This is a genomic window from Shewanella sp. ENK2 (assembly GCF_043568515.1).
Lineage (GTDB): Bacteria > Pseudomonadota > Gammaproteobacteria > Enterobacterales > Shewanellaceae > Shewanella > Shewanella japonica.
In genome coordinates, this window is the sequence record NZ_CP171406.1 from 3,539,097 (window position 1) to 3,560,214 (window position 21,118).

The window sequence follows — 21,118 nt, forward strand, 5'->3', positions numbered from 1 at the left end:
TACTTTTACTATGACTTTTCACGCTTCTTATCGTGTTTTTAAAAGTGTTAGCGACAGATATAAAAAACGCCATCAAAATGATAGCGTTAGTGATAATAAAGCGCATCAATGTCGTTATTATCGGCATTTACCCGAATTGCAGCTCGAAGCACCGCCGCAACCACCAAATTTGCCTTTAGCCATTGGTGCGTCCATCCATTCAGGCTCCGGAAAAATTGGCCAATTAATTTTTTCAATTTTTTTGCCGTGCATGTTGATATGGCCACGGTATTGGTTAATACCGTCGGTGCTGAACTCAAACATGAATTTAGCTCGCCAACATAACCCTGTTGTACCGCCAATACTCGGTTTTGCCGACTCCATTGCGATAGCAAGCAGCTGAACCTTCTGACCGGCGCAAGACTTTTCAGCATAACGGCGGCTGATCTCTGCCATTTGGCGTAATTGCCAAAAAAATGCAGCGACCACTACAACGGCAACGATTAATATAAAATCTGACATCATTGGCTTACGGCCCTAAATAATCCGCCAATGGCGGAAGAAAGTGTGGCGCTGCGGTCGGTACTTCTTAAGTCTAGTAATAGCGATTCTCGCAGGCTTGGTATTGCTACGATATCAGCAAATACTTGATTAAAGAAGTTTTGAGGTTGATTGGCTAAAACTTCTAGATAAAGTTTGCGAGTTGCATCATCTTTTAATGCTATCCAGCTTCTTGCTGCAATAGTGATCAATAAGTTTTCATCTAATTGCTGAAAATTAACCAACTGTTTAATGGCTTTTTGGGTTAATTCAGGCTGAGACGATAGCGCTCGCAGATAGATATGTTTGTGCTCAATGTCTGCTGCCGATAATTTATCAAAAATGGTTTCGGCCAACGAGTTTGAGATGGTGACATGTTCTAAACACTGACACACAGCAGCTTGTACTTCTAAAGGCGCGAATGAAAATGATGCATTGATGTGTTTGTCATGATCAAATTTGTCTAAACGAACACAGACATCAGCAATGCCCTGTAAACCCAATTGTTGCCAATTATCGCTTTGGGCTTGTGTTTCATCTAACTGTGCAAAATATTGAGCCGCATATTCAAATTGTGCAGATGCTTGTTGGCTTAGCTGTTTTTTTACCAATGCGTTAAATAATGCTAACTTTTCTTGGCTTGGTTTAAAGCTAAATGGGTGATTGGCATAGCGTTCTTGTTCTTCATCAGTTAACGCTTTTGTTGGATCACGTCCAAGTGCTTCTAAAATCATTTTAATGAACTGACTACGCTGTGCTGGTGACAGTAATCCTCGCTCATCTAACGGGAGCTTTAAAAACCAGATAAAAGGTGGCTGGTCTTCACGCCAAAATACAATGGCAAATTGAGCGTGACCTTGAATTGGATATGGGTAAGGCGTGTTTAGCGCTTCAATTTGGCTAAATAGCACAGGGTCGATATTGGCTACTCTGCGGCCTAAATCATAAACCTGAAATTGGGTATTAGCAGTGTCGAGGAATTGGCTTAAGGTTTCGAGTTGTGTCATGAGAGCTTATTTTTCGCGATTAACTTGCCGCTATTATAGGGTTAACTGCCGCCTGATGATATGATTAGTCGCACAAACACCTGTGATATTTTCAAACCGTTTAAGCGATAATCTTCTGTTATGCCTTATATTCAAACTGTTCAATTACTAGAGTCGCTGGAACAGCAACTTAAAATCAATCATTTATGGTCAATCCAATCACCATCTGATGCTGAGCTTGCCAGTGTCGCTCCATTTGCCTGCGATACGTTACGTTTCGAGCAATGGCTGCAATTTATTTTTATTCCTAAGATGTCGATGTTGATCCAAACACAATCGCCGTTACCTAGCAAAATTTCACTGGCTCCGATGGCTGAGCATGTGTGGGGCAATCGATCTGAACTCGCTGAGTTAACCAAGCTTTTAGCTGTATTAGATAATCTGTTAACGGGTCAATAAGGTGAAAGTGATGACTGAAGAAAAATACATAAGCCCGTTTGCTGATGATGAATATATTGGTACCGATACTGAGGTTGCTGAAGACGCTGAGAATGATGAAGTCGCGCCAGAATTGGAAATATTATTTCAAGATGAGCATATCGTTGCGATTCATAAGCCTGCAGGTTTATTAGTTCACCGCTCATACTTGGCAAGAAAAGAGCGATTTTTTGCGATGCAACTTACTCGTGATCTCGTCGGTTGTCATGTTTTTCCGGTACATAGGCTCGATAGGCCGACATCTGGTGTGCTGTTGTTTGCCAAAAGTAGTGAAGTAGCACGGGCCTTGTGTGAGCAATTTGAGCAACATCATGTGAAGAAACAATATTTAGCATTAGTGCGTGGCAATATGCATGAAGCAGCGAGACTAGATTATGCCCTTAAGGTTGAGCTGGATGAAGTCGCGGATAAAAAAGCCCGTAAAGATAAACCTGCCCAAGATGCTGTTACAGACTATGAGCCGTTATTAAATGCTGAGATCCCTTTTAGCTCTGGCCGATATCCTACCAGCCGTTTTTGTTTGATTAAATTAATGCCTCAAACTGGTCGAAAGCATCAATTACGCCGCCATATGGCTCATTTACGTCACCCAATTATTGGTGATACGACTCATGGCGATGGTAAACAAAATAAGTTTTTTAGAAGCCACTTTGAAATTAACCGACTTTGGTTAATTGCTAAGTCGCTGCAGTTTACTCACCCGGTGACCAACGAGTTAATGCATATTGAAACAGAGCTTGAGGAGGAATGGTCAACTTTATTTGACCAATTTGGTTGGCAAGAACAATTGGATATTGATACTCCCTAGACATAGCTTAATTGGCTCTAGTCAATATAAAGGCTTGGTGTGGGCTTAATAAGGCTTGGTTTAGGCTTAATTTAGGCTTAGATTAGAAATATCAAAGAGATACTCGATGCAGTATCTCTTTCTAATGCGTTACATTATCTTTCCGCTCACAGCATACGTATCTTTTATGCACTTAATATAACCATTCTCGATACGGGTTTAGCGCTTAAGCGTCTGCGTTAACTGGCTTTAAAAGGTGCTTTGGTATGCTCAAGTAAAACTGATTTAAGCTTTTCAAACTCTTCAATCTTCTCAAGTGGCTTACTGGTATCTTGTTGCTCAGACCGAAAATAGAAGTTACGCCTAATATGAGCGGACTTATGTTGCAGCTTAAACAATCTGTGCCTGTTGGCTTGACGCATAACAGTAACCTTAACGTATATGTAAGTTATTACTTTTGTTTGTATTTCATACTTGCAGCTTAGCGTGAGAATACAGTATGGTGAAGTTATCAACCTCATGTCTTAGCCGCTAGCTAAGTGAATAATAGAAGTTAGTTAACTTGAAGAGAAGTATAACATGGAAAAAGTTAATTTAGTGTTTGGCACCGTATATGGCAGTGCTCAGTTTGTTGCTGAAACACTTGCAAGCAAAATTGCTGAACTTGATTTTGAAACTAACCTTATTCAATCATCTGATTTAACGGGATTTGTGCCTAAGGAAGATGAACTATTAATCATAGTTACTTCAACTACAGGTCAGGGTGATTTACCTGATGATATTGCGCCTTGGTTTGCTGAAATGAAGTCCGCAGCGCCTTATCTTCCTGGTTTACGTTACAGCATTATTGGTTTAGGTGATTCAAGTTACGAGACTTTCTGTGGCGCGGCTAAACAATTCGATGAATTATTTGCTGAACTTGGTGCCAAACCGCTAACAGCGCGTTTAGATATTGATGCATGTGAAACCATGGAGCCAGAAACTGACGCGGTGCAATGGATATCAACATGGCACTCAGCCGCTCAGTCTCTCAATCAATAAGACGATTAAGTCAGCAGTGGTTTAAATTTGCTCAGCGCCTCAGTCAGGCGCTGCTCATTCCTATTGCCATTTTACCTGCTGCTGGTGTGATGTTGGGCTTGTCATATAATCCACTTCCTTTTATTCCTCAAGAACTTGCAACGGTATTTTCAGCTGTTGGTAATTTAATCTTCACCATGATGCCATTGTTATTTGCGGTAGCAATTGCCATTGGCTTTTGTAAAGACCAAGGTATAGCGGCTTTTGTGGCAGTGTTTGGTTTTGGTGTTTTTATCTCGTCAATGGGGGCATTTACTGCAATTTATCAATTGCCTGCTCGACCCTTATGGGGAATTGACACCATAGATACAGGTATTGCTGGCGGTATTTTAGTGGGGGCGATGACATGTTTTGTGGTGAGAATGAGCCAAGATGTCAAATTGCCTGCGATGTTTTCATTTTTTGAAGGTCAGCGAAGTGCCGGTTTGCTTATTATTCCTTTTGCAATGGCATTGGCATTTTTGTTGGCTCACATATGGCCGACGCTCGCTTATCAGATAGATAGCTTATCACTATGGGCCGTTTATCAAGATCCTGCATTAGCTTTTGCCGTTTATGGCACGATAGAACGTTTTTTGATTCCGCTGGGGCTTCATCACATTTGGAATGCACCATTTTATCTAGAAGTGGGTCAGTACTTCCATGAAGGTAAAATGGTTAGAGGTGAGATAGCACGTTATCTTGCTGGCGACCCTTTAGCGGGAAATCTAGCGGGAGGCTACTTGATTAAAATGTGGGGATTACCTGCCGCAGCGCTTGCGATTTGGCGCTGCGCTGATAAACCCGAACAAAATCGGGTTGCGGGAATTATGCTTTCTGCTGCGGCAACTTGCTGGTTGACTGGTATCACTGAGCCTATTGAATTTGCTTTTATGTTTGTCGCGCCGCTGTTATTTATTATTCATGCGCTATTAACTGGTGCGGCTTATGCGATTTGCATCTTGCTTGATATCAACCACAGTGTGGTGTTTTCTCATGGCTTGATTGACTTTAGCGTGTTATTTGCACAATCAAGTAATACCAGTTGGTTTTGGTTTTTAGGCCCATTAACGGCGTTTATCTATTATTTGATATTTAGGGTCAGTATTGTTGCGTTTAACTTGAAAACCCCAGGGCGAATAGCAGCAGAAGAGACCGGAAATAAAGAAAGTTTACGTGCAATGGTCAGTGCATTGGGTGGTCCTGAAAATATCATTGAGCTTAATGCTTGTTTAACCCGCCTAAGAATAGCTGTAGTTGATCCTAAATTAGTTGATAAGCCACGTTTAATGAGATTAGGCGCTAAGGGAGTGATTAAAGTAGGTAAGGGCGTGCAGGTCGTTTTTGGCACAAAAGCAGAAAGTTTACGCAAGTTACTACAAAGGTACTTGGATACAAGGCAGTAATGCTTGCTCAGGCTTATATTTCTTAAGGCAGGGATATCTTCTAAATGAGCTGTATTATTGGTCATCTCTAGAGCGTATAAGATAAACAATTCATAATTATTCCCCCTTTAAATTAAATATTCTGTATATGACTTACCTTATTTATCAAATTACCCATAAATATTGATGTTCTTATCTTGTGCTTGCCCTAGCTGTGTTATTAATGAATTAATTTAGTTTGAAAGGCCTATTGGCTAAAATTGATGTGAGTCGTGTAGTTATGAAAAAAACCAATCTGATACCCCTGCATTAAGTGTAGATCGTAAAATTCTTATTACTGATTGTGAAGATGCACAAGGCTTGATTGCTAAAATTACAGGGGTATGTTTTGCCCACCACCTAAATATTGTTAAAAACACCGAGTTTGTTGACCATCAACAAGGACGCTTTTTTATGCGTACTGTGCTAGAAGGTCATATTGATGACGATGCTTTGCTAGCCGATCTTAGGCAGGTGCTGCCTGAGCAAAATCATATGAAATTGGTAGATGCTGGTCGTAAGCGCATCGTGATCTTAGTGACCAAGGAAGCGCACTGTTTAGGTGATATTTTAATGAAGTCCTATTATGGCGGCCTTGATGTGGAAATTGCTGCAGTTATTGGTAATTACGATAACCTGCAAGCATTAACTGAAAAGTTTGATATCCCGTTTCATCATGTTTGCCATCAAGGGATTGATAGACAACAACACGAAATGGCCATTTTAGAAATCATTAAGCAGTACTCGCCTGATTATATTGTATTAGCAAAATTTATGCGTATTTTGACGCCAGAGTTTGTTGCTCATTATCCAAACACGATTATTAATATTCATCATTCATTTTTGCCAGCCTTTATCGGTGCATCACCATATCGACAAGCATGGGAGAGGGGGTAAAAATTATTGGTGCAACTGCGCACTTTGTGAATAACTGTTTAGATGAAGGGCCGATTATTAAGCAGGATGTGATTAATGTTGATCACAGCTTTAGTGCAGAAGAATTGGCACATAATGGCCGAGATGTTGAAAAAAGCGTTCTAAGTAAAGCCTTACAATTGGTACTAGATGAGCAAGTTGTGGTGTATGGCAATAAGACAGTAGTGTTCTAATTATGCTTGTATTTTGTTACTGCAAATAGTCACAGTAAAATATTAAGTTTATAAAAAAGGCCTCATTTCGAGGCCTTTTTTGAATCATTTATCAGATGATTAATATTAATCAACGATACGTAATAACTCGTTAATACCGACTTTTCCGCGGGTTTTAGCATCGACTTTCTTAACAATGATTGCCGCATATAAGCTGTATGTACCACATTTAGAAGGTAAGTTACCTGATACAACCACTGAACCTGCAGGTACACGGCCGTAATGAACTTCGCCAGTTTCACGGTCAAAAATACGTGTGCTTTGGCCAATGTATACGCCCATTGAGATTACGCTGCCTTCTTCAACAACAACGCCTTCAACAATTTCACTACGTGCGCCAATGAAACAGTTATCTTCAATGATGGTTGGGCCAGCTTGTAATGGCTCAAGTACACCACCAATGCCGACACCACCAGATAAATGCACGTTCTTACCAATTTGAGCACAAGACCCTACTGTTGCCCATGTATCAACCATAGTGCCTTCATCAACGAATGCGCCTAGGTTTACGTAAGATGGCATGAGTACGGTGTTCTTTCCGATGAATGAACCTTTACGTACCGTTGCAGGTGGTACAACACGGATTGCTTCTTCTTTAAATCTTTCAGCTGTGTAATCAGAGAACTTTTGCGGTACTTTATCAAAGTACTTAGTGTCACCACCTTCAACCACTTCGTTGTCAAAGATACGGAAAGAAAGTAGTACTGCTTTCTTTAACCATTGGTGTACGTGCCATTCGCCATCAATCTTCTCTGCAACACGAGCTTGGCCTTTATCAAGCATGCTAATGACAGTTTCGATATCTGCACGAACACTTGGCTCAACTGTGCTAGGTGTGATGTCCTGACGAGCCTCAAATGCAGCTTCTATGCGTTGGCGTAATGCCTCCATTACTATCTCCCAAATTGTGTTTATTGATGTAAAGGTTGAGAAAGCGCTCCTGAAAGCGCTTCGGATAATTGTGTTTGTTGTTCTTTGTTTAACGCTTGTCCATCTGAAGTTTGCAGAATGAAGAAGTCTTCAGCTCGTTCGCCAATAGTGGTGATTTTAGCTGATAATAACGTGGTATCGCAGCGATATAATACATCACCGACTTTGGCCAGTAATCCTGGACTATCCAATGCAATAAGCTCCATCATACTTGTATCATGCTTTGCACCTGGCAAGAAACTCACTTGTGTACGAACGTTAAAAGGTTTCATGATACGGGCCATTTTCCTAAATTTAGGTGGTTTAGGTTTTTGGCTCGCTAATGCTTTTTCAAGCGACTTTTTAATCGATTGAATTCGCGAGAGCTGAGTGATGGGTTCGCCATCTTGCTCTAAGATAACAAAGGTATCTAGGGCGTAATCATCATTTGATGTCATGACATTTGCATCATGAACATTAATATTTTTATTGTCTAATACTGTCATCACAGTGGCGAATAACTTTGGCTTGTCTTTAGCATAAACAAATAGCTCGCTGCCGCCACGAGTCGTATGCTTTGAAATAAGCACTAATGGCTTTTGCTTGTCATGCTTGAGCAAGGCTTCTGTGTGCCACGAGACTTGATTAGGCTGATGGCGTAAAAAGTAATCGTCTTTAAAGCGCAGCCACAGCTCGTTGATGCTTTTTTGTTTAAGGCCACGTCTAAGTAGTTCTTTTTGCGCTTTTTGTTGGATTTCTAATACGCGATCAGCAACATCAATAGGTTTCTCTTTACCGCGCGACAGCACCCTTTGAGTTGAAAAATATAAGTCTCGCAGTAATGAACCTTTCCAGTTATTCCATGCTTTGTGATTAGTCGCGCATATGTCTGCCACAGTTAGACAGTACAAATAACTGAGATGCACAGCATCTTGCACTCTATCAGCAAAAGTGGCGACAACATCAGGATCAGAAATATCACGACGCTGCGCTGTTACCGACATCACCAAGTGATTTTCGACCAACCAAGCCACGAGCCGTCCGTCATGATCGCTTAATCCATGTAACTTACAAAAATCAAGTGCATCAGTCGCGCCGAGTTTACTGTGGTCTCCGCCACGGCCTTTAGCAATATCATGAAAGATTGCGCCTAGCACCAATAACCCTTTCTTTGGTAATTGGTTGATCAAAATCGCCCCGAGTGGAAACTCATCTTTCTGATCTGCTTGGGCAAATCGGTCGATATTCAGCAGCAATCGATGTGTATGTTCATCAACAGTGTATGCATGGAACAAATCAAACTGCATTTGGCCTTCAATTTTGCGCCACGCAGGTAAGTAAGAAGATAAAATCCCATGCTTATGCATTAATGACAAGGCGGCAATTCCACGAGGATGCTTTAATATTGCCATGAAATACTTGCGGCATTCAGGGTTATCTTGCAAAGGACCTGTGAGTTTACGCCTTGCTTGCCTTAAAAGGCGCAACGTCGGGGCATATATTCGTTGAATATTAGAGTTACGTGCCACTTGTAAAAAGAGATTAAGAATTTGTTCTGGCTGGTTTTCAAATACACTTTCATCCAAAACTTCAATATAACGGCCGCGGCGCTGAAATTGATTATTGATAGGGTATATCGTTAATGACGTCGTTTGATTGAGTGTTGCCCGTTTAAACAATTGCAACAGCATTTCATTCAGCTCCATCACACGTCTAACCGTGCGATAGTAACGCTTCATCATTTGCTCAACAGCCAGTTGAGTGGCATCTTCATAACCCATTGCTGTCGCTACTTGGCGCTGTAAATCAAATAGCAGCCTGTTTTCATTTCTACCCGACGTCATATGTAGAGCAAAGCGTAGTTGCCATAAAAAATCACGACATTCGAGCAGCTCAGTTAATTCAACAGGAGTTAGGAAATCATGCTCAACTAAATCTTGTAATGAGGCGGCATCAAAATGACGCATCGCTACCCAAGCAATGGTTTGAATATCTCTTAAACCGCCAGGGCAAGATTTGATATTAGGCTCTAAATCAAAAGCGTTGGCTTTTTCGTGGCGCAGATCTTGTTCTTCTTTTTTGCCTAAAAAGAATGTTTGTGAAGGCCAGAAGTCAGGCTGGCGGATAGCATCGTATAATTCGTCGTATAAAAGGTTATCACCCATTAATAACCTTGCTTCCAACAGATTGGTAGCAATAGTGATGTCTTGAGCACCTTGAGAAAGTGTATCTGCAATAGTGCGAACACTATGGCCAATTTCTAACCCAGAGTCCCACAGGTAAGTGATGAACTGACTAATGGCATCTTTAGCTTGCTGACTGGTTTCATCAGATTGGGATAGCAGTAGTAGGTCGATATCTGAATGCGGATGCAGTTCTCCTCGACCATAACCGCCCACAGCGATTAAGCAAATAGATGCTTGGTCTAAACCAAACTTTTGCCAGCTGTCGAGTAAAAGAGCATCAACAAATTGGCAGCGCTGCTGAACTAAGTCCGTAATTGGCTGTTTAGCAGTAAATTGCTCCAATAAGCGCTGGTTGAATTCGATGAGGGTGTTTTTTGCTACCAGCGCTGTGTTCATTGATGTCCTTATTGAGTGCTTAAGTTATATCGTTCTTGGGAAGTCTTCTTCGCCACGTAAGGTTAATACCTCAACACCAGTTTCTGTAACGAGTAAGGTATGTTCCCATTGAGCTGATTTTTTACCATCTGACGTGGTGACTGTCCAGTTATCTTCTTTATCTAAAACAGTTGTATAACGTCCTGCATTAATCATTGGCTCAATTGTGAAACACATGCCGGCTTTTAATACAGTATTGTCATTGTTTTTGTAGTGAACCACTTGAGGTTCTTCATGGAAGCCTTCACCAATTCCATGACCACAATAATCTTGCACAATTGAGTATTTGTCCAAGCCTGATTTACTTGCTTTGATGAATTTTTCTATTGCAGTACCAATTTCACCTAATTTAACACCAGGTCGTACTTTTTTAATCGCAAGATATAAGCTTTCTTGAGCGATACGAGCAAGACGTCTGTCTTTCGGGCTAACATCGCCAATTAAAAACATTTTTGATGTGTCACCATGGAAACCATCTTTAATGACAGTGATATCGATATTTAGAATGTCGCCATTCTTGAGTTGGTAACCGCTTGGAATGCCATGACAAACGACTTCATTGACTGAAGTACAAATTGATTTGGGGAAACCATGGTAATTTAATGGTGCTGAAATCGCGCCTTGTTCTTCGGTGTATTTAGCGCAGATATCATTGAGTTCATCTGTGGTCACACCAACCTTGACGTGAGGTGCAATCATTTCCAGTACTTCTGCTGCTAATTTACCCGCAGCACGCATTTTTTCGATTTGTTCTGCTGTCTTGATGACTATGCTCATGAATATTCTCTTACCCTTGTATCGGTCAAAAAAGGCGTAAATAAATTTGTCAAAATTTGTGCTTTTTACCCAGTTATGGTATAAAGCGCGCCGTTATGTTTAAGTCTTAATGAACGAGTCATTTGAATTAAGTATAAATACTTTCTTCACTTACTGGTTCACTAAGCGTAAAATATGGCGGCCATTATACATGTTATAGATGGCAATTTAACTAAATACTAAATCACACACGTATCGACACATTCTTCGGGGTGCTCTTAGTGCGCTATTTTAGCAAGCAAGAGTCGAAGGTATGGGATTCGTGGAGGTCTAACCCCCAAATTAAGGTATATAAAATGACTACTGTTTCAATGCGCGACATGCTTCAAGCTGGTGTTCACTTCGGTCACCAAACTCGTTACTGGAATCCTAAGATGAAGCCTTTCATCTTCGGTGCACGTAATGGTGTTCACATCATCAACCTTGAGCACACTGTGCCAATGTTCAACGAAGCATTAGCGTTCATTAGCAACGTTGCTTCTAAAAAAGGTAAAATCCTTTTTGTTGGTACTAAGCGCGCTGCTGGCGAAGCTATCAAAGAAGCTGCAATCTCTTGTGACCAGTACTACGTTGATCACCGCTGGTTAGGCGGTATGTTAACTAACTGGAAAACTGTTCGTCAGTCAATCAAGCGTCTTAAAGAGCTAGAAAGCCAGTCAGTTGACGGTACTTTCGACAAGCTTACTAAGAAAGAAGCGTTAATGCGTACTCGCGAGCTAGAGAAGTTAGAAAAATCTTTAGGCGGTATCAAAAACATGGGCGGTTTACCTGACGTATTATTCGTTATCGGTGCTGACCATGAGCATATTGCTATTAAAGAAGCTAACAACCTAGGTATCCCAGTTGTTGCTGTTGTTGATACTAACTCTGCTCCAGACGGCGTTAACTACATCGTTCCTGGTAACGATGATGCTATGCGTTCTATCCGTTTGTACACTACTTCTGTTGCTGCAGCTGCTAACTCAGGCCGCGGTCAAGATTTAGCTGTTCAAGCTGAGCAAGACGGTTTCGTAGAAACTGTTTAATAAGGTGTGATGGTTACCATCCCCCTTATGTACCAATAGTTAATTGGTGAACAGGGGCCTTATGGGCCCCTGTTTTTAAATGCAATATTAGACGAATTTAAAATAGAGGATTTAACAATGGCAATTACTGCTGCCCAAGTTAAAGAACTTCGTGACCGCACTGGCGCTGGCATGATGGATTGTAAGAAAGCACTAACTGAAACTAACGGTGATATCGAGCTAGCTATCGATAACATGCGTAAAAGTGGTGCTGCTAAGGCTGCTAAAAAAGCAGGTAACATCGCTGCTGAAGGTACTATCCTTATTCAAGCAGGTGAAGGTTACACAGCTTTATTAGAAGTTAACTGTCAAACTGATTTCGTTGCTAAAGATGCAAACTTCTTAGCATTCGCTAACGAAGTATTAGCTGTTGCAGCTGCTTCTAAAGTAACTATTGAAGATCTTAAAGCACAATTCGAAGAAACTCGTGTTGCGCTAGTTGCTAAAATCGGTGAGAACATCAATGTTCGTCGTGTTGAATACATCGATGGTGCTTCTCAATCTTCTTACCGTCACGGCGACCGTATCGGTGTTGTTGTTTCTGGTGAAGCTGACGAAGAAACATTAAAGCACATTGCAATGCATGTTGCTGCTTCTAAGCCTGAATTCGTTAACCCAACTGACGTTCCAGCTGATGTTGTTGCTCGTGAGCAAGCACTTCAAGTTGAGATCGCGATGAACGAAGGTAAGCCTCAAGAAATCGCTGAGAAAATGGTTATCGGTCGCATGAAGAAGTTTACTGGTGAGATCTCTCTTACTGGCCAAGCTTACATCATGGAGCCAAAGAAAACTGTTGGCGAAATTCTTAAAGAGAAAGGCGCTACTGTTTCTAACTTCATCCGTTTAGAAGTTGGTGAAGGCATCGAGAAGAAAGAAGAAGATTTCGCTGCAGAAGTTGCTGCACAAATTGCTGCTACTAAAAAAGCATAAGTAATTATCTCTTCATCCCCTAAAGCCGCAGCAACCGCTGCGGTTTTGTTATAATCAGGAAAAAATTATGAGCACCAATCCAAAACCTGCATTTAGACGCGTTCTTTTAAAACTAAGCGGCGAAGCGTTAATGGGCGAAGAAGGCTTCGGCATTGACCCTAAAGTTTTAGACCGTATGGCTCAAGAAGTGAAAGAGTTGGTTGAGTTAGGTATTCAAGTTGGTGTTGTTATTGGTGGTGGTAATCTATTCCGTGGTGAAGGCTTAGCACAAGCTGGAATGAATCGTGTTGTTGGTGACCATATGGGGATGCTTGCAACTGTGATGAACGGCCTAGCGATGCGTGATGCACTGCACCGTGCCTATGTCAATGCACGTTTAATGTCTGCAATTCCTTTAAAAGGTGTTTGTGATGACTATAACTGGGCAGAGGCAATTAGTTTATTAAAATCTGGCCGAGTTGTTATTTTTGCAGCTGGTACAGGTAATCCATTTTGTACAACTGATTCAGCAGCCTGTTTACGCGGTATCGAAATTGAAGCAGAAGTTGTACTTAAAGGCACAAAAGTTGATGGTGTTTATTCTGCTGATCCAATGAAAGATCCTGACGCAGTTAAATATGATACTTTGACCTATGACGAAGTATTAGAAAATGAATTCAAGGTAATGGACTTAGCGGCATTTACGCTAGCCCGCGACCACGATATGCCTATTTTAGTTTTCAACATGAATAAACCGGGTGCTTTACGCCGTGTTATCATGGGTGAAGATGAAGGTACGCATATTAAAACGAAATAATCTCATAAAGGTTATTTGTTTAAACTAAATGTATACCAATGAGCGAATATCGACATAGCAACGACTATGTGCCATTCTCAGATTATCGCTTAAGTAATAAGTATTTGTGACCAAAAGGATATTTATCGTGATTGATACAATTAAAGAAGATGCTCAAGAGCGCATGACAAAATGTGTTGAAGCTACTAAAAACCAAATGGCTAAAGTACGTACTGGTCGTGCTCACCCAAGCCTACTTGATTCAATTCAAGTGTCATATTACGGTGCAATGACACCACTTAAGCAAGTGGCAAACATTGGTATTGAAGATTCTCGTACATTAAATGTAACTGTTTTTGATGCCACTATGGTTCAAGCTGTTGAGAAAGCGATCATGAGTTCAGACTTAGGTCTAAACCCAATGACTGCTGGTAACGCAATGCGTATTCCACTACCTGCACTGACTGAAGAACGTCGTAAAGACTTCATCAAAGTCGTACGTGGTGAAGCTGAAAATGGTCGTGTTGCAGTACGTAATGTACGTCGTGATGCTATCAGTGAAGTTAAAAAAGCTTGAGAAAGCCAAAGAGTGTACTGAAGATGATGTTCGCCGTAGCGAAGATGAAATCCAAAAGTTCACTGATGCAAGCATCAAGAATATTGATGGAATTTTAGCTGCTAAAGAAAAAGAATTGATGGAAGTCTAATTCTCAACCTAGCAAAGCTAGAGTTAAAGCGCCGTGTAAGGTTATACTACACGGCGTTTGTCTATTTGAAAGGGTTGTAATAGATGTCATCCACTGTTGGATATGAGCCAGAAACAAAGTCGAGTGCTGATATTGCGTCATCAGAACAATTGCCAGGGCAATTATCTGAAGCAGTAAAGCAGTCGCTACCTAAGCATGTCGCTATTATTATGGACGGTAATGGCCGCTGGGCTCAGCAGCAAGGAAAACCAAGGGTGTTTGGTCATAAGGCTGGTGTAAAAGCTGTACGCCGAGCTGTGAGTGTCGCGAGTCAACTAGGCATTGAGTCACTGACCTTATTTGCATTTTCAAGTGAAAACTGGCGCAGGCCAGATAAAGAAGTCAGTTTACTAATGGAGTTGTTTTTCTCAGTATTACAAAGAGAAATTAAACTACTGCATAATAACCATGTAAGATTAAATATCATTGGTGATACCAGTCGTTTTTCTGCACGTTTACAAAAACAGATTGAAAAAGCACAACAACACACTGCAGAAAATACCGGATTAGTGCTTAATGTTGCAGCTAACTACGGTGGCCGTTGGGATATTTTACAAGCAGCTCAAAAGCTTGCAGATAAAGTTGCCCAAGGCGAGATTGAGTCAAGTGAATTGACAGAAGAGTCGTTAAATCAACAACTGTGTATGAGTGAACAGCACGAAGTAGATTTAATGATACGAACTGGCGGTGATTACCGTATCAGTAATTTTATTTTATGGCAGGCTGCATATGCAGAATTGGTCTTTACTGAGACTTTGTGGCCAGACTTCAACGAGCAAGCTTTTAAAGATGCACTTGCCGTTTTTGCCAGTAGGCAGCGTCGATTTGGTTTGACTGGCAGTCAAATTGAAGAAATACGAGCTGTATAAAAAATTTAAGAGGCTTTTGCTTTGTTAAAACAACGAATTATGACTGTACTATGGCTCCTTCCATTAGTGATAGGTGCCATTTTCTTTTTACCAGCAGAATATTTTGCTTGGGCACTCGTGCCTGTTTTTATGATTGGAGCAAAAGAGTGGGGGAGTTTTATTGACCCACAATGTACAGTCACTCAATGGACGTTTACCGTCACGGTTTCGTTAATTCTCATTGCACTTAATATATTTGTCCCAGTTGAGGCATTATGGCTGAAAGGCCAAGTTCATCCTATCTTTTTAGCCGTCATTTCAATTGGCCTTTTTTGGTGGGTAATTAGCACCTTGTTAGTGTTTACTTATCCTAAAAGTGGCAGCATTTGGCAAGCCAGTCCGATGTTAAAATCAATGTTTGGACAGTTAACGTTAATTCCCTGTTTTGTCTCACTTATCACCCTTAAGTCAATCAGTGCTAATGTTGATCCTTACTTTGGTGGTACTTTAGTCTTTTTAGTCATGCTAATTGTTTGGGCAGCTGATACAGGAGCTTATTTTGCTGGACGTTCATTAGGTAAGCATAAATTGATGCCGAAAGTGAGCCCTAATAAGACCTTAGAAGGCCTTGGTGGTGGTTTAGTTGCGACTATGGCGGTTGTGGCAGGTGTTATGTATTACTCACCAGAACAAGAGCTTGGGCTTGTAATTGCGGTTACCTTAATTACGGCAATAGCTTCAGCATTTGGTGACCTGTCTGAAAGTATGTTCAAGCGAGCAGCTAATATAAAAGACTCAGGAAAAATCTTACCGGGCCACGGTGGTGTATTAGATAGAATGGACAGTCTGACTGCAGCATTACCTGTTTTTACTTTCATTTATCTCGCATTCTGGATTTAATCAACCATGCAAAATATGGTCATCCTTGGAGCCACGGGCTCTATCGGAAGCAGTACGCTAAGTGTTATTGAGCATAATCCAGAGCAATACTGCGTTTATGGTTTAGTTGCCAATGCCAGTGTAGAAAAGATGCTTCAATTGTGTCTGAAGCATAAACCTCGTGTCGCGCATATGGTGGATTCAACTGCGGCGCAAGCGCTTAAAGAATCGTTACCAGCAAACCTCAATATTGATGTCACCACAGGCGCCGATGAACTTGAAAGTCTTGTTACAGGCATTGAAGTAGATACCGTGATGGCTGCAATTGTTGGCGCAGCGGGGTTAATGTCAACTTACGCTGCGGTTAAAGCGGGCAAAAGGGTGCTATTAGCTAATAAAGAGTCACTGGTGATGTCTGGTGAACTTTTTATGAAGGCTGCGCGTGAAAATAATGCGACGCTACTGCCAGTCGATAGTGAGCATAACGCAATTTTTCAATGCCTCCCTGCCGATATTCAAGCTAATCTCGGAACCTGTGATTTAACAGCATCTGGTATTTCCCATATCTTATTAACGGGTTCTGGTGGACCATTTCTGACTTCAGATATTGCCGCTTTAAGTGCAATGACACCAACACAAGCATGTAATCATCCTAATTGGTCTATGGGACCTAAGATTTCTGTTGATTCAGCCACCATGATGAATAAAGGGCTTGAATTTATTGAAGCGCGCTGGCTTTTTAATACCAATAAAGAGCAATTGAAAGTGGTGATTCATCCTCAAAGCGTGATTCACTCCATGGTGCAATACAAAGATGGTTCAGTGATTGCACAAATGGGTAACCCTGATATGCGCACACCTATTGCGCATTGTATGTCTTTTCCAGAAAGAATTTACGCTGGAGTTGAACCTTTGGATTTTTTCAAAGTCCGAGAATTAAGCTTTTGTGAACCTGACTATCAACGTTTCCCTTGTTTAGCTCTTGCGATGAAAGCATGTGAACAAGGTCAAGAGGCTACGACTGTACTCAATGCAGCAAACGAAATTGCTGTTGATGCTTTTTTAAATGAAAAGATTAAGTTTACTGATATCGCTCGTGTTAATGAGTCATGTTTAGAACGGGTATCACATTCAGCATTAGGTACGATTGAAGATATTATGGCGTTAGATGGGCAAGCTCGTATAATCGCAAACGAAGCAATCAAATCGATTAACTAGTTCGTAGGAGAACAATGTTAGATTTTTTATGGAACCTGGGGTCATTTATTGTCGCACTGGGTATTTTGATTACTGCACATGAATACGGACATTTTTGGGTTGCACGTCGTTGTGGCATCAAAGTAGAACGTTTTTCTATTGGTTTTGGTAAAGCCATTTGGCGTAAAGTGGGTCAAGATGGCACTGAGTATGTCGTTGCCATGATCCCTTTAGGTGGTTACGTCAAAATGCTCGATGAGCGAGTTGAGGATGTGCCTGAAGAGTTAAAAGATCAGGCATTTAACCGTAAAACCGTTTGGCAACGGATCGCGGTTGTGTCCGCAGGACCGATTGCAAACTTTTTATTTGCTATTGTGGCACTTTATTTAATGTATCTTATTGGGGTCCCTTCACTAAAACCTGTTATTGATACAACAAGAGCAAATACTCCAGCCGCTCAAATTGAGCTAAAAGAACCGATGCAAATTGTGGCAGTTTCTGGCCAGAAAGTTAGAAACTGGGAAGAAGTTAACCTTGCTTTAGTTGGCCATATTGGCGGTAAAGAACTGGACATTAGCTTAGTTCCTTTATCATCGACAACAGCATCAGAAAAAACTTACACACTAGATATCCGTGATTGGCAATTTGATCCAGACAAAGAGTCACCTATTGGGGCTATGGGTCTAGGAATATATCGCCCAGGAATTAAGCCTATAATTGCGCTTGTAACCAACGGTAGTGCGGCCGAAATCGCTGGTTTGCAGTTGGGTGACGAAATACTCAAGGTGAATGGACAACCTTATCAAGATTGGAATGATTTTGTTGATGTGATACAAACGTCTGCAAACAAAGACGTTAACCTGACCATCGCACGTAACAATAAGCAATTAACTATCATTGTCACTCCGCAAGCACAAACAAATGCAAACGGAGAAACCATTGGCATTGTTGGTGTAAGCCCAACTCAAATTGATTGGCCTGAAAGTATGCGCTTCCAGCTTGAGTATGGCATAGTAGATTCCTTTGCTGCAGCTGCAGATAAAACCTGGCAACTGGTTGTTGTCAGCTTTAAGATGATTGGAAAATTATTTACCGGCGATGTGTCGGTGAAAAACCTGAGTGGACCTATATCAATAGCTCAAGGTGCTGGCACCAGCGCAGACTATGGATTAGTGTATTTTCTTGGGTTTATCGCACTCATCAGTGTGAACTTAGGGATTATTAATTTAATGCCTTTGCCAGTACTCGATGGGGGACACTTGCTGTATTACTTTATCGAAGTGATTACGGGTAAGCCTGTACCAGAAAAGGTTCAGGACATAGGATTCAGGTTTGGTGCAGTTATGCTGCTGTTGTTGATGAGCATTGCCATCTTCAATGATTTTTCCAGACTCTGAGCAGGGAACACAAATAATTAGAAGTGCTCTATGAGATTTAATAAACTTTTTGCCTCGATGATTTTAGTCGGTGCGTCATTTTCAGGCAATGGTGTGGCAGATACTTTCCAACCATTTGAAGTGACCGACATCCAGATTGATGGTTTACAGCGAGTTGCACTTGGTGCCGCCTTGCTTAGTCTCCCCGTTAAAGTGGGCGATACTGTAGATCAAATTAAATTACAGCAAGCGATTAAAAGCTTGTACGCCTCAACTAACTTTGAAACGATTAACGTTGCTCATGAAGATGGGGTGTTAATCGTTACAGTCAAAGAGCGTGCGACAATTAGTGCCGTGACCTTTGAAGGTAACAAAGACATTAAAGATGAGCAGCTTCAAGAAAGTTTAGATGGCTCAGGTATTAAAATAGGTGAGTCTCTCGATAGAACCATGTTATCGGGGATTGAAAAAGGCTTACAAGACTTCTACTACGGTGTCGGTAAATATGGCGCAAAAGTAGAAGCTGAAGTCATTAACTTACCGCGTAACCGCGTTGAGCTGAAGTTTAACTTCACCGAAGGTCTTGCGGCTGAAATTCGCCAAATCAACGTGGTTGGTAACAGCGTGTTTTCAGATGCTGAATTGATCGGTTTATTAGAGCTTAAAGACTATGTTGCTTGGTGGGATTTATTCGGCGAACGTCGATACCAAAAGCAAAAACTACAAGCAGATTTAGAAACGGTAAAAACCTACTATCATAACCAAGGTTACATTCGTTTTGAGGTTACTTCCACACAAGTTGCGATGACACCTGACAGAAAAGGATTGTATATCACCATCAATGTTGATGAAGGTGAGAAATATCAGGTTTCTGAAGTTAACTTAACCGGTGAGCTAATGGGCCGTGAAAAGTTAATGAAAGCGATTTTGCCGATTAAAGAAGGTGATACTTACAACGGTGGCGATGTTACTTTCACCGAAGAAATGTACAGCAAATACCTTGGCCGATTTGGTTATGCTTATCCAGAAGTGAAGACCTACCCTGAAATTGATGACGAATCTAAAGAAGTTGCCCTAAACATCAATGTTAACCCTGGTAAACGTGTCTACGTTCGCTCGGTTAATTTCACTGGTAATACAGTGACAAAAGATGAAGTAATGCGTCGTGAATTACGTCAAATGGAAGGTGCATGGTTAAACTCTGCACAAGTAGAACAATCAAAAGCACGTCTTAACCGTCTAGGTTACTTCGAGACCGTTGATACAGAGACTGTTCAGGTACCTGGAAGTGATGATCTTGTCGATGTCGCATTTAACGTTAAAGAGCAACCATCGGGTTCATTTAACGCAGGTGTTGGTTACGGTACTGAATCTGGTCTGAGCCTTCAGTTTGGTGTTCAGCAAAGTAACTTCTTAGGTACAGGTAACCAAGCTGGCGTCAGCTTAAACACCAACAAATACTCTAAGAATGTAAACTTCTCGTACACTGACCCATACTTTACTAAAGATGGTGTGAGTTTAGGTGGTAGCATTTATTGGAATGAGTTTGATGCGAACGAGGCTAACCTTGAGCGCTATAAAAACAAATCTTATGGTATTGCATTAAATTCAGGTTTCCCGATTAACGAATACAACCGTTTGAACGGTGGTATTGGTTACCGTCATAACCAAATTTCTGAAATTTCTGCTTACGAACAAGCATTACGTTTCTATAATGTTTATCGTGAGTCAGATGATCCTAATGCTGATTTAAGTTTTGATAACTTTGAGCTAAATGGTGGTTGGAGCCGCAGTACATTAAACCGTGGTACTTTCCCAACCGATGGTTCATCACAGCGCTTTAGCGCTAAAGCGACCATTCCAGGTTCTGATTTACAGTACTTTAAAACAGATTTAGATACCAACTTCTATTTCCCATTAACTCGTAATCATAGCTTTGTATTACTGACCCGTGCACGTTTGGGTTATGCTAATGGTTATGGCCAGTTTAATGATAATGACCAAATTCTTCCTTTCTGGGAAAACTACTATTCAGGTGGTAGTAGCTCATTACGTGGCTTCCAGTCAAACTCTGTTGGTCCACGTTCATTCTATTTATACCGTGGTAGCGAACCATGTTCTCCAGATCCTTCTGGTGACAGCTGTTCATTACCGGGTGAGCCAAATAGAGTACAAGTGAGCTCAGGAAGATCGATTGGTGGTAACGCAATTGCGACTGCCAGTATGGAAATGATTGTGCCGACTCCATTCTTGGATGAAGCTTATTCAAATTCAGTACGTACCAGCTTCTTCGTTGATGCAGGTAACGTATGGGATACCGAGTTCGATTATGACTCGTATAGATATCTTCCAGCCGATGAGTTTGATAAATTGGAAGATTATAGTGACCCAAGCAGAATACGTGCCTCATGGGGTATGAGTGTTCAGTGGCTATCGCCGATGGGACCTATGGTGTTTAGCTTGGCTTGGCCGATTAAAGAATACGAAGATGATGAAACTGAGATCTTTTCGTTCAATATTGGCAAAACGTTCTAAA

General features: G+C 41.2%; 18 protein-coding genes and 2 pseudogenes. 14 read left to right on the forward strand and 6 right to left on the reverse strand.

Annotated features, from left to right (window positions below):
• Positions 1-117 precede the first annotated feature (117 nt).
• Together ACGEDC_RS15535 and ACGEDC_RS15540 are read right to left on the reverse strand one after the other, a co-directional pair.
• On the reverse strand, positions 118-504 hold the full coding sequence (locus ACGEDC_RS15535; RefSeq protein WP_055023098.1) for a DUF3301 domain-containing protein: 387 nt from the start codon (positions 502-504) through the stop codon (positions 118-120).
• Positions 501-1,526: a DUF3549 family protein gene (locus tag ACGEDC_RS15540; protein ID WP_394494299.1), complete on the reverse strand. Its 1,026-nt coding sequence runs from the start codon at positions 1,524-1,526 to the stop codon at positions 501-503. The genes ACGEDC_RS15535 and ACGEDC_RS15540 overlap by 4 nt, the downstream gene beginning before the upstream one ends.
• Positions 1,527-1,646: 120 nt before the next feature.
• On the opposite strand from ACGEDC_RS15540, the gene ACGEDC_RS15545 reads away from it, so the two are divergent.
• Positions 1,647-1,964 (forward strand): YqcC family protein, encoded by a 318-nt coding sequence (locus ACGEDC_RS15545; RefSeq protein WP_394494301.1) that lies wholly within the window; start codon positions 1,647-1,649, stop codon positions 1,962-1,964.
• 10 nt (positions 1,965-1,974) lie between these two features.
• Positions 1,975-2,811, forward strand: a complete 837-nt coding sequence (gene truC, locus ACGEDC_RS15550; RefSeq protein WP_394494303.1) for a tRNA pseudouridine(65) synthase TruC — start codon at positions 1,975-1,977, stop codon at positions 2,809-2,811.
• Positions 2,812-3,029: 218 nt separating this feature from the next.
• Here the strand turns inward: truC and ACGEDC_RS15555 are convergent, their stop codons facing one another.
• Entirely contained in the window at positions 3,030-3,212 is a 183-nt protein-coding gene (locus tag ACGEDC_RS15555; protein ID WP_055023094.1) for a hypothetical protein, read from the reverse strand.
• Positions 3,213-3,369: 157 nt separating this feature from the next.
• Here ACGEDC_RS15555 and ACGEDC_RS15560 point away from each other — a divergent pair, with 157 nt between their 5' ends.
• The 3 genes and pseudogenes from ACGEDC_RS15560 (at position 3,370) to purU (ending at position 6,382) form a co-directional block, all read left to right on the forward strand.
• Positions 3,370-3,831 carry a flavodoxin gene (locus ACGEDC_RS15560; protein WP_282166884.1) on the forward strand — a complete coding sequence of 154 codons (462 nt, stop codon included), beginning with the start codon at positions 3,370-3,372 and terminating at the stop codon, positions 3,829-3,831.
• Positions 3,798-5,255 carry a PTS transporter subunit EIIC gene (locus tag ACGEDC_RS15565; RefSeq protein ID WP_394494306.1) on the forward strand — a complete coding sequence of 486 codons (1,458 nt, stop codon included), beginning with the start codon at positions 3,798-3,800 and terminating at the stop codon, positions 5,253-5,255. The genes ACGEDC_RS15560 and ACGEDC_RS15565 overlap by 34 nt, the downstream gene beginning before the upstream one ends.
• Positions 5,256-5,594: 339 nt before the next feature.
• Positions 5,595-6,382 (forward strand): annotated as a pseudogene (gene purU / locus ACGEDC_RS15570) (formyltetrahydrofolate deformylase).
• A gap of 105 nt (positions 6,383-6,487) precedes the next feature.
• Here the strand turns inward: purU and dapD are convergent.
• From dapD to map, 3 genes are read right to left on the reverse strand one after another with little or no spacing between them, the layout of a single operon-like run.
• Positions 6,488-7,312, reverse strand: a complete 825-nt coding sequence (gene dapD, locus ACGEDC_RS15575; RefSeq protein WP_102527878.1) for a 2,3,4,5-tetrahydropyridine-2,6-dicarboxylate N-succinyltransferase — start codon at positions 7,310-7,312, stop codon at positions 6,488-6,490.
• Between the two features lie 20 nt (positions 7,313-7,332).
• Entirely contained in the window at positions 7,333-9,912 is a 2,580-nt protein-coding gene (glnD, locus tag ACGEDC_RS15580; protein ID WP_394494309.1) for a bifunctional uridylyltransferase/uridylyl-removing protein GlnD, read from the reverse strand.
• Between the two features lie 24 nt (positions 9,913-9,936).
• Positions 9,937-10,728 (reverse strand): type I methionyl aminopeptidase, encoded by a 792-nt coding sequence (gene map / locus ACGEDC_RS15585; protein ID WP_065109143.1) that lies wholly within the window; start codon positions 10,726-10,728, stop codon positions 9,937-9,939.
• 335 nt (positions 10,729-11,063) lie between these two features.
• On the opposite strand from map, the gene rpsB reads away from it, so the two are divergent.
• From rpsB to bamA, 9 genes and pseudogenes are all read left to right on the forward strand, one after another.
• A complete protein-coding gene (gene rpsB, locus ACGEDC_RS15590) occupies positions 11,064-11,792 on the forward strand; it encodes a 30S ribosomal protein S2 (protein WP_055023088.1) in 729 nt (242 codons plus the stop codon).
• A gap of 117 nt (positions 11,793-11,909) precedes the next feature.
• The gene (gene tsf / locus ACGEDC_RS15595; protein WP_119968749.1) at positions 11,910-12,761 is read left to right on the forward strand and encodes a translation elongation factor Ts; all 852 of its coding nucleotides are present in this window, start codon (positions 11,910-11,912) and stop codon (positions 12,759-12,761) included.
• A 67-nt stretch (positions 12,762-12,828) separates the two neighbouring features.
• Positions 12,829-13,557 carry a UMP kinase gene (gene pyrH / locus ACGEDC_RS15600; RefSeq protein WP_055023086.1) on the forward strand — a complete coding sequence of 243 codons (729 nt, stop codon included), beginning with the start codon at positions 12,829-12,831 and terminating at the stop codon, positions 13,555-13,557.
• A 127-nt stretch (positions 13,558-13,684) separates the two neighbouring features.
• Positions 13,685-14,243, forward strand: a pseudogene (frr, locus tag ACGEDC_RS15605) (ribosome recycling factor).
• Between the two features lie 83 nt (positions 14,244-14,326).
• Positions 14,327-15,151 carry an isoprenyl transferase gene (locus tag ACGEDC_RS15610; protein WP_055023084.1) on the forward strand — a complete coding sequence of 275 codons (825 nt, stop codon included), beginning with the start codon at positions 14,327-14,329 and terminating at the stop codon, positions 15,149-15,151.
• Between the two features lie 21 nt (positions 15,152-15,172).
• Positions 15,173-16,030 (forward strand): phosphatidate cytidylyltransferase, encoded by an 858-nt coding sequence (locus ACGEDC_RS15615; RefSeq protein WP_055023083.1) that lies wholly within the window; start codon positions 15,173-15,175, stop codon positions 16,028-16,030.
• A gap of 6 nt (positions 16,031-16,036) precedes the next feature.
• A complete protein-coding gene (gene ispC / locus ACGEDC_RS15620) occupies positions 16,037-17,227 on the forward strand; it encodes a 1-deoxy-D-xylulose-5-phosphate reductoisomerase (protein ID WP_394494315.1) in 1,191 nt (396 codons plus the stop codon).
• Positions 17,228-17,241: 14 nt separating this feature from the next.
• Positions 17,242-18,603 (forward strand): sigma E protease regulator RseP, encoded by a 1,362-nt coding sequence (gene rseP, locus ACGEDC_RS15625; protein ID WP_394494318.1) that lies wholly within the window; start codon positions 17,242-17,244, stop codon positions 18,601-18,603.
• A 30-nt stretch (positions 18,604-18,633) separates the two neighbouring features.
• Positions 18,634-21,117 (forward strand): outer membrane protein assembly factor BamA, encoded by a 2,484-nt coding sequence (gene bamA, locus ACGEDC_RS15630; RefSeq protein ID WP_055023080.1) that lies wholly within the window; start codon positions 18,634-18,636, stop codon positions 21,115-21,117.
• Position 21,118: the final 1 nt, after the last annotated feature.

Excerpts from the sequence above, each read along its gene's own strand:
- ACGEDC_RS15535 (WP_055023098.1), bottom strand. The coding sequence starts at position 504 with ATGATGTCAGATTTTATATTAATCGTTGCCGTTGTAGTGGTCGCTGCA.
- ACGEDC_RS15540 (WP_394494299.1), bottom strand. The coding sequence starts at position 1,526 with ATGACACAACTCGAAACCTTAAGCCAATTCCTCGACACTGCTAATACC.
- ACGEDC_RS15545 (WP_394494301.1), top strand. The coding sequence starts at position 1,647 with ATGCCTTATATTCAAACTGTTCAATTACTAGAGTCGCTGGAACAGCAA.
- truC (WP_394494303.1), top strand. The coding sequence starts at position 1,975 with ATGACTGAAGAAAAATACATAAGCCCGTTTGCTGATGATGAATATATT.
- ACGEDC_RS15555 (WP_055023094.1), bottom strand. The coding sequence starts at position 3,212 with ATGCGTCAAGCCAACAGGCACAGATTGTTTAAGCTGCAACATAAGTCC.
- ACGEDC_RS15560 (WP_282166884.1), top strand. The coding sequence starts at position 3,370 with ATGGAAAAAGTTAATTTAGTGTTTGGCACCGTATATGGCAGTGCTCAG.
- ACGEDC_RS15565 (WP_394494306.1), top strand. The coding sequence starts at position 3,798 with ATGGCACTCAGCCGCTCAGTCTCTCAATCAATAAGACGATTAAGTCAG.
- dapD (WP_102527878.1), bottom strand. The coding sequence starts at position 7,312 with ATGGAGGCATTACGCCAACGCATAGAAGCTGCATTTGAGGCTCGTCAG.
- glnD (WP_394494309.1), bottom strand. The coding sequence starts at position 9,912 with ATGAACACAGCGCTGGTAGCAAAAAACACCCTCATCGAATTCAACCAG.
- map (WP_065109143.1), bottom strand. The coding sequence starts at position 10,728 with ATGAGCATAGTCATCAAGACAGCAGAACAAATCGAAAAAATGCGTGCT.
- rpsB (WP_055023088.1), top strand. The coding sequence starts at position 11,064 with ATGACTACTGTTTCAATGCGCGACATGCTTCAAGCTGGTGTTCACTTC.
- tsf (WP_119968749.1), top strand. The coding sequence starts at position 11,910 with ATGGCAATTACTGCTGCCCAAGTTAAAGAACTTCGTGACCGCACTGGC.
- pyrH (WP_055023086.1), top strand. The coding sequence starts at position 12,829 with ATGAGCACCAATCCAAAACCTGCATTTAGACGCGTTCTTTTAAAACTA.
- ACGEDC_RS15610 (WP_055023084.1), top strand. The coding sequence starts at position 14,327 with ATGTCATCCACTGTTGGATATGAGCCAGAAACAAAGTCGAGTGCTGAT.
- ispC (WP_394494315.1), top strand. The coding sequence starts at position 16,037 with ATGCAAAATATGGTCATCCTTGGAGCCACGGGCTCTATCGGAAGCAGT.
- rseP (WP_394494318.1), top strand. The coding sequence starts at position 17,242 with ATGTTAGATTTTTTATGGAACCTGGGGTCATTTATTGTCGCACTGGGT.
- bamA (WP_055023080.1), top strand. The coding sequence starts at position 18,634 with ATGAGATTTAATAAACTTTTTGCCTCGATGATTTTAGTCGGTGCGTCA.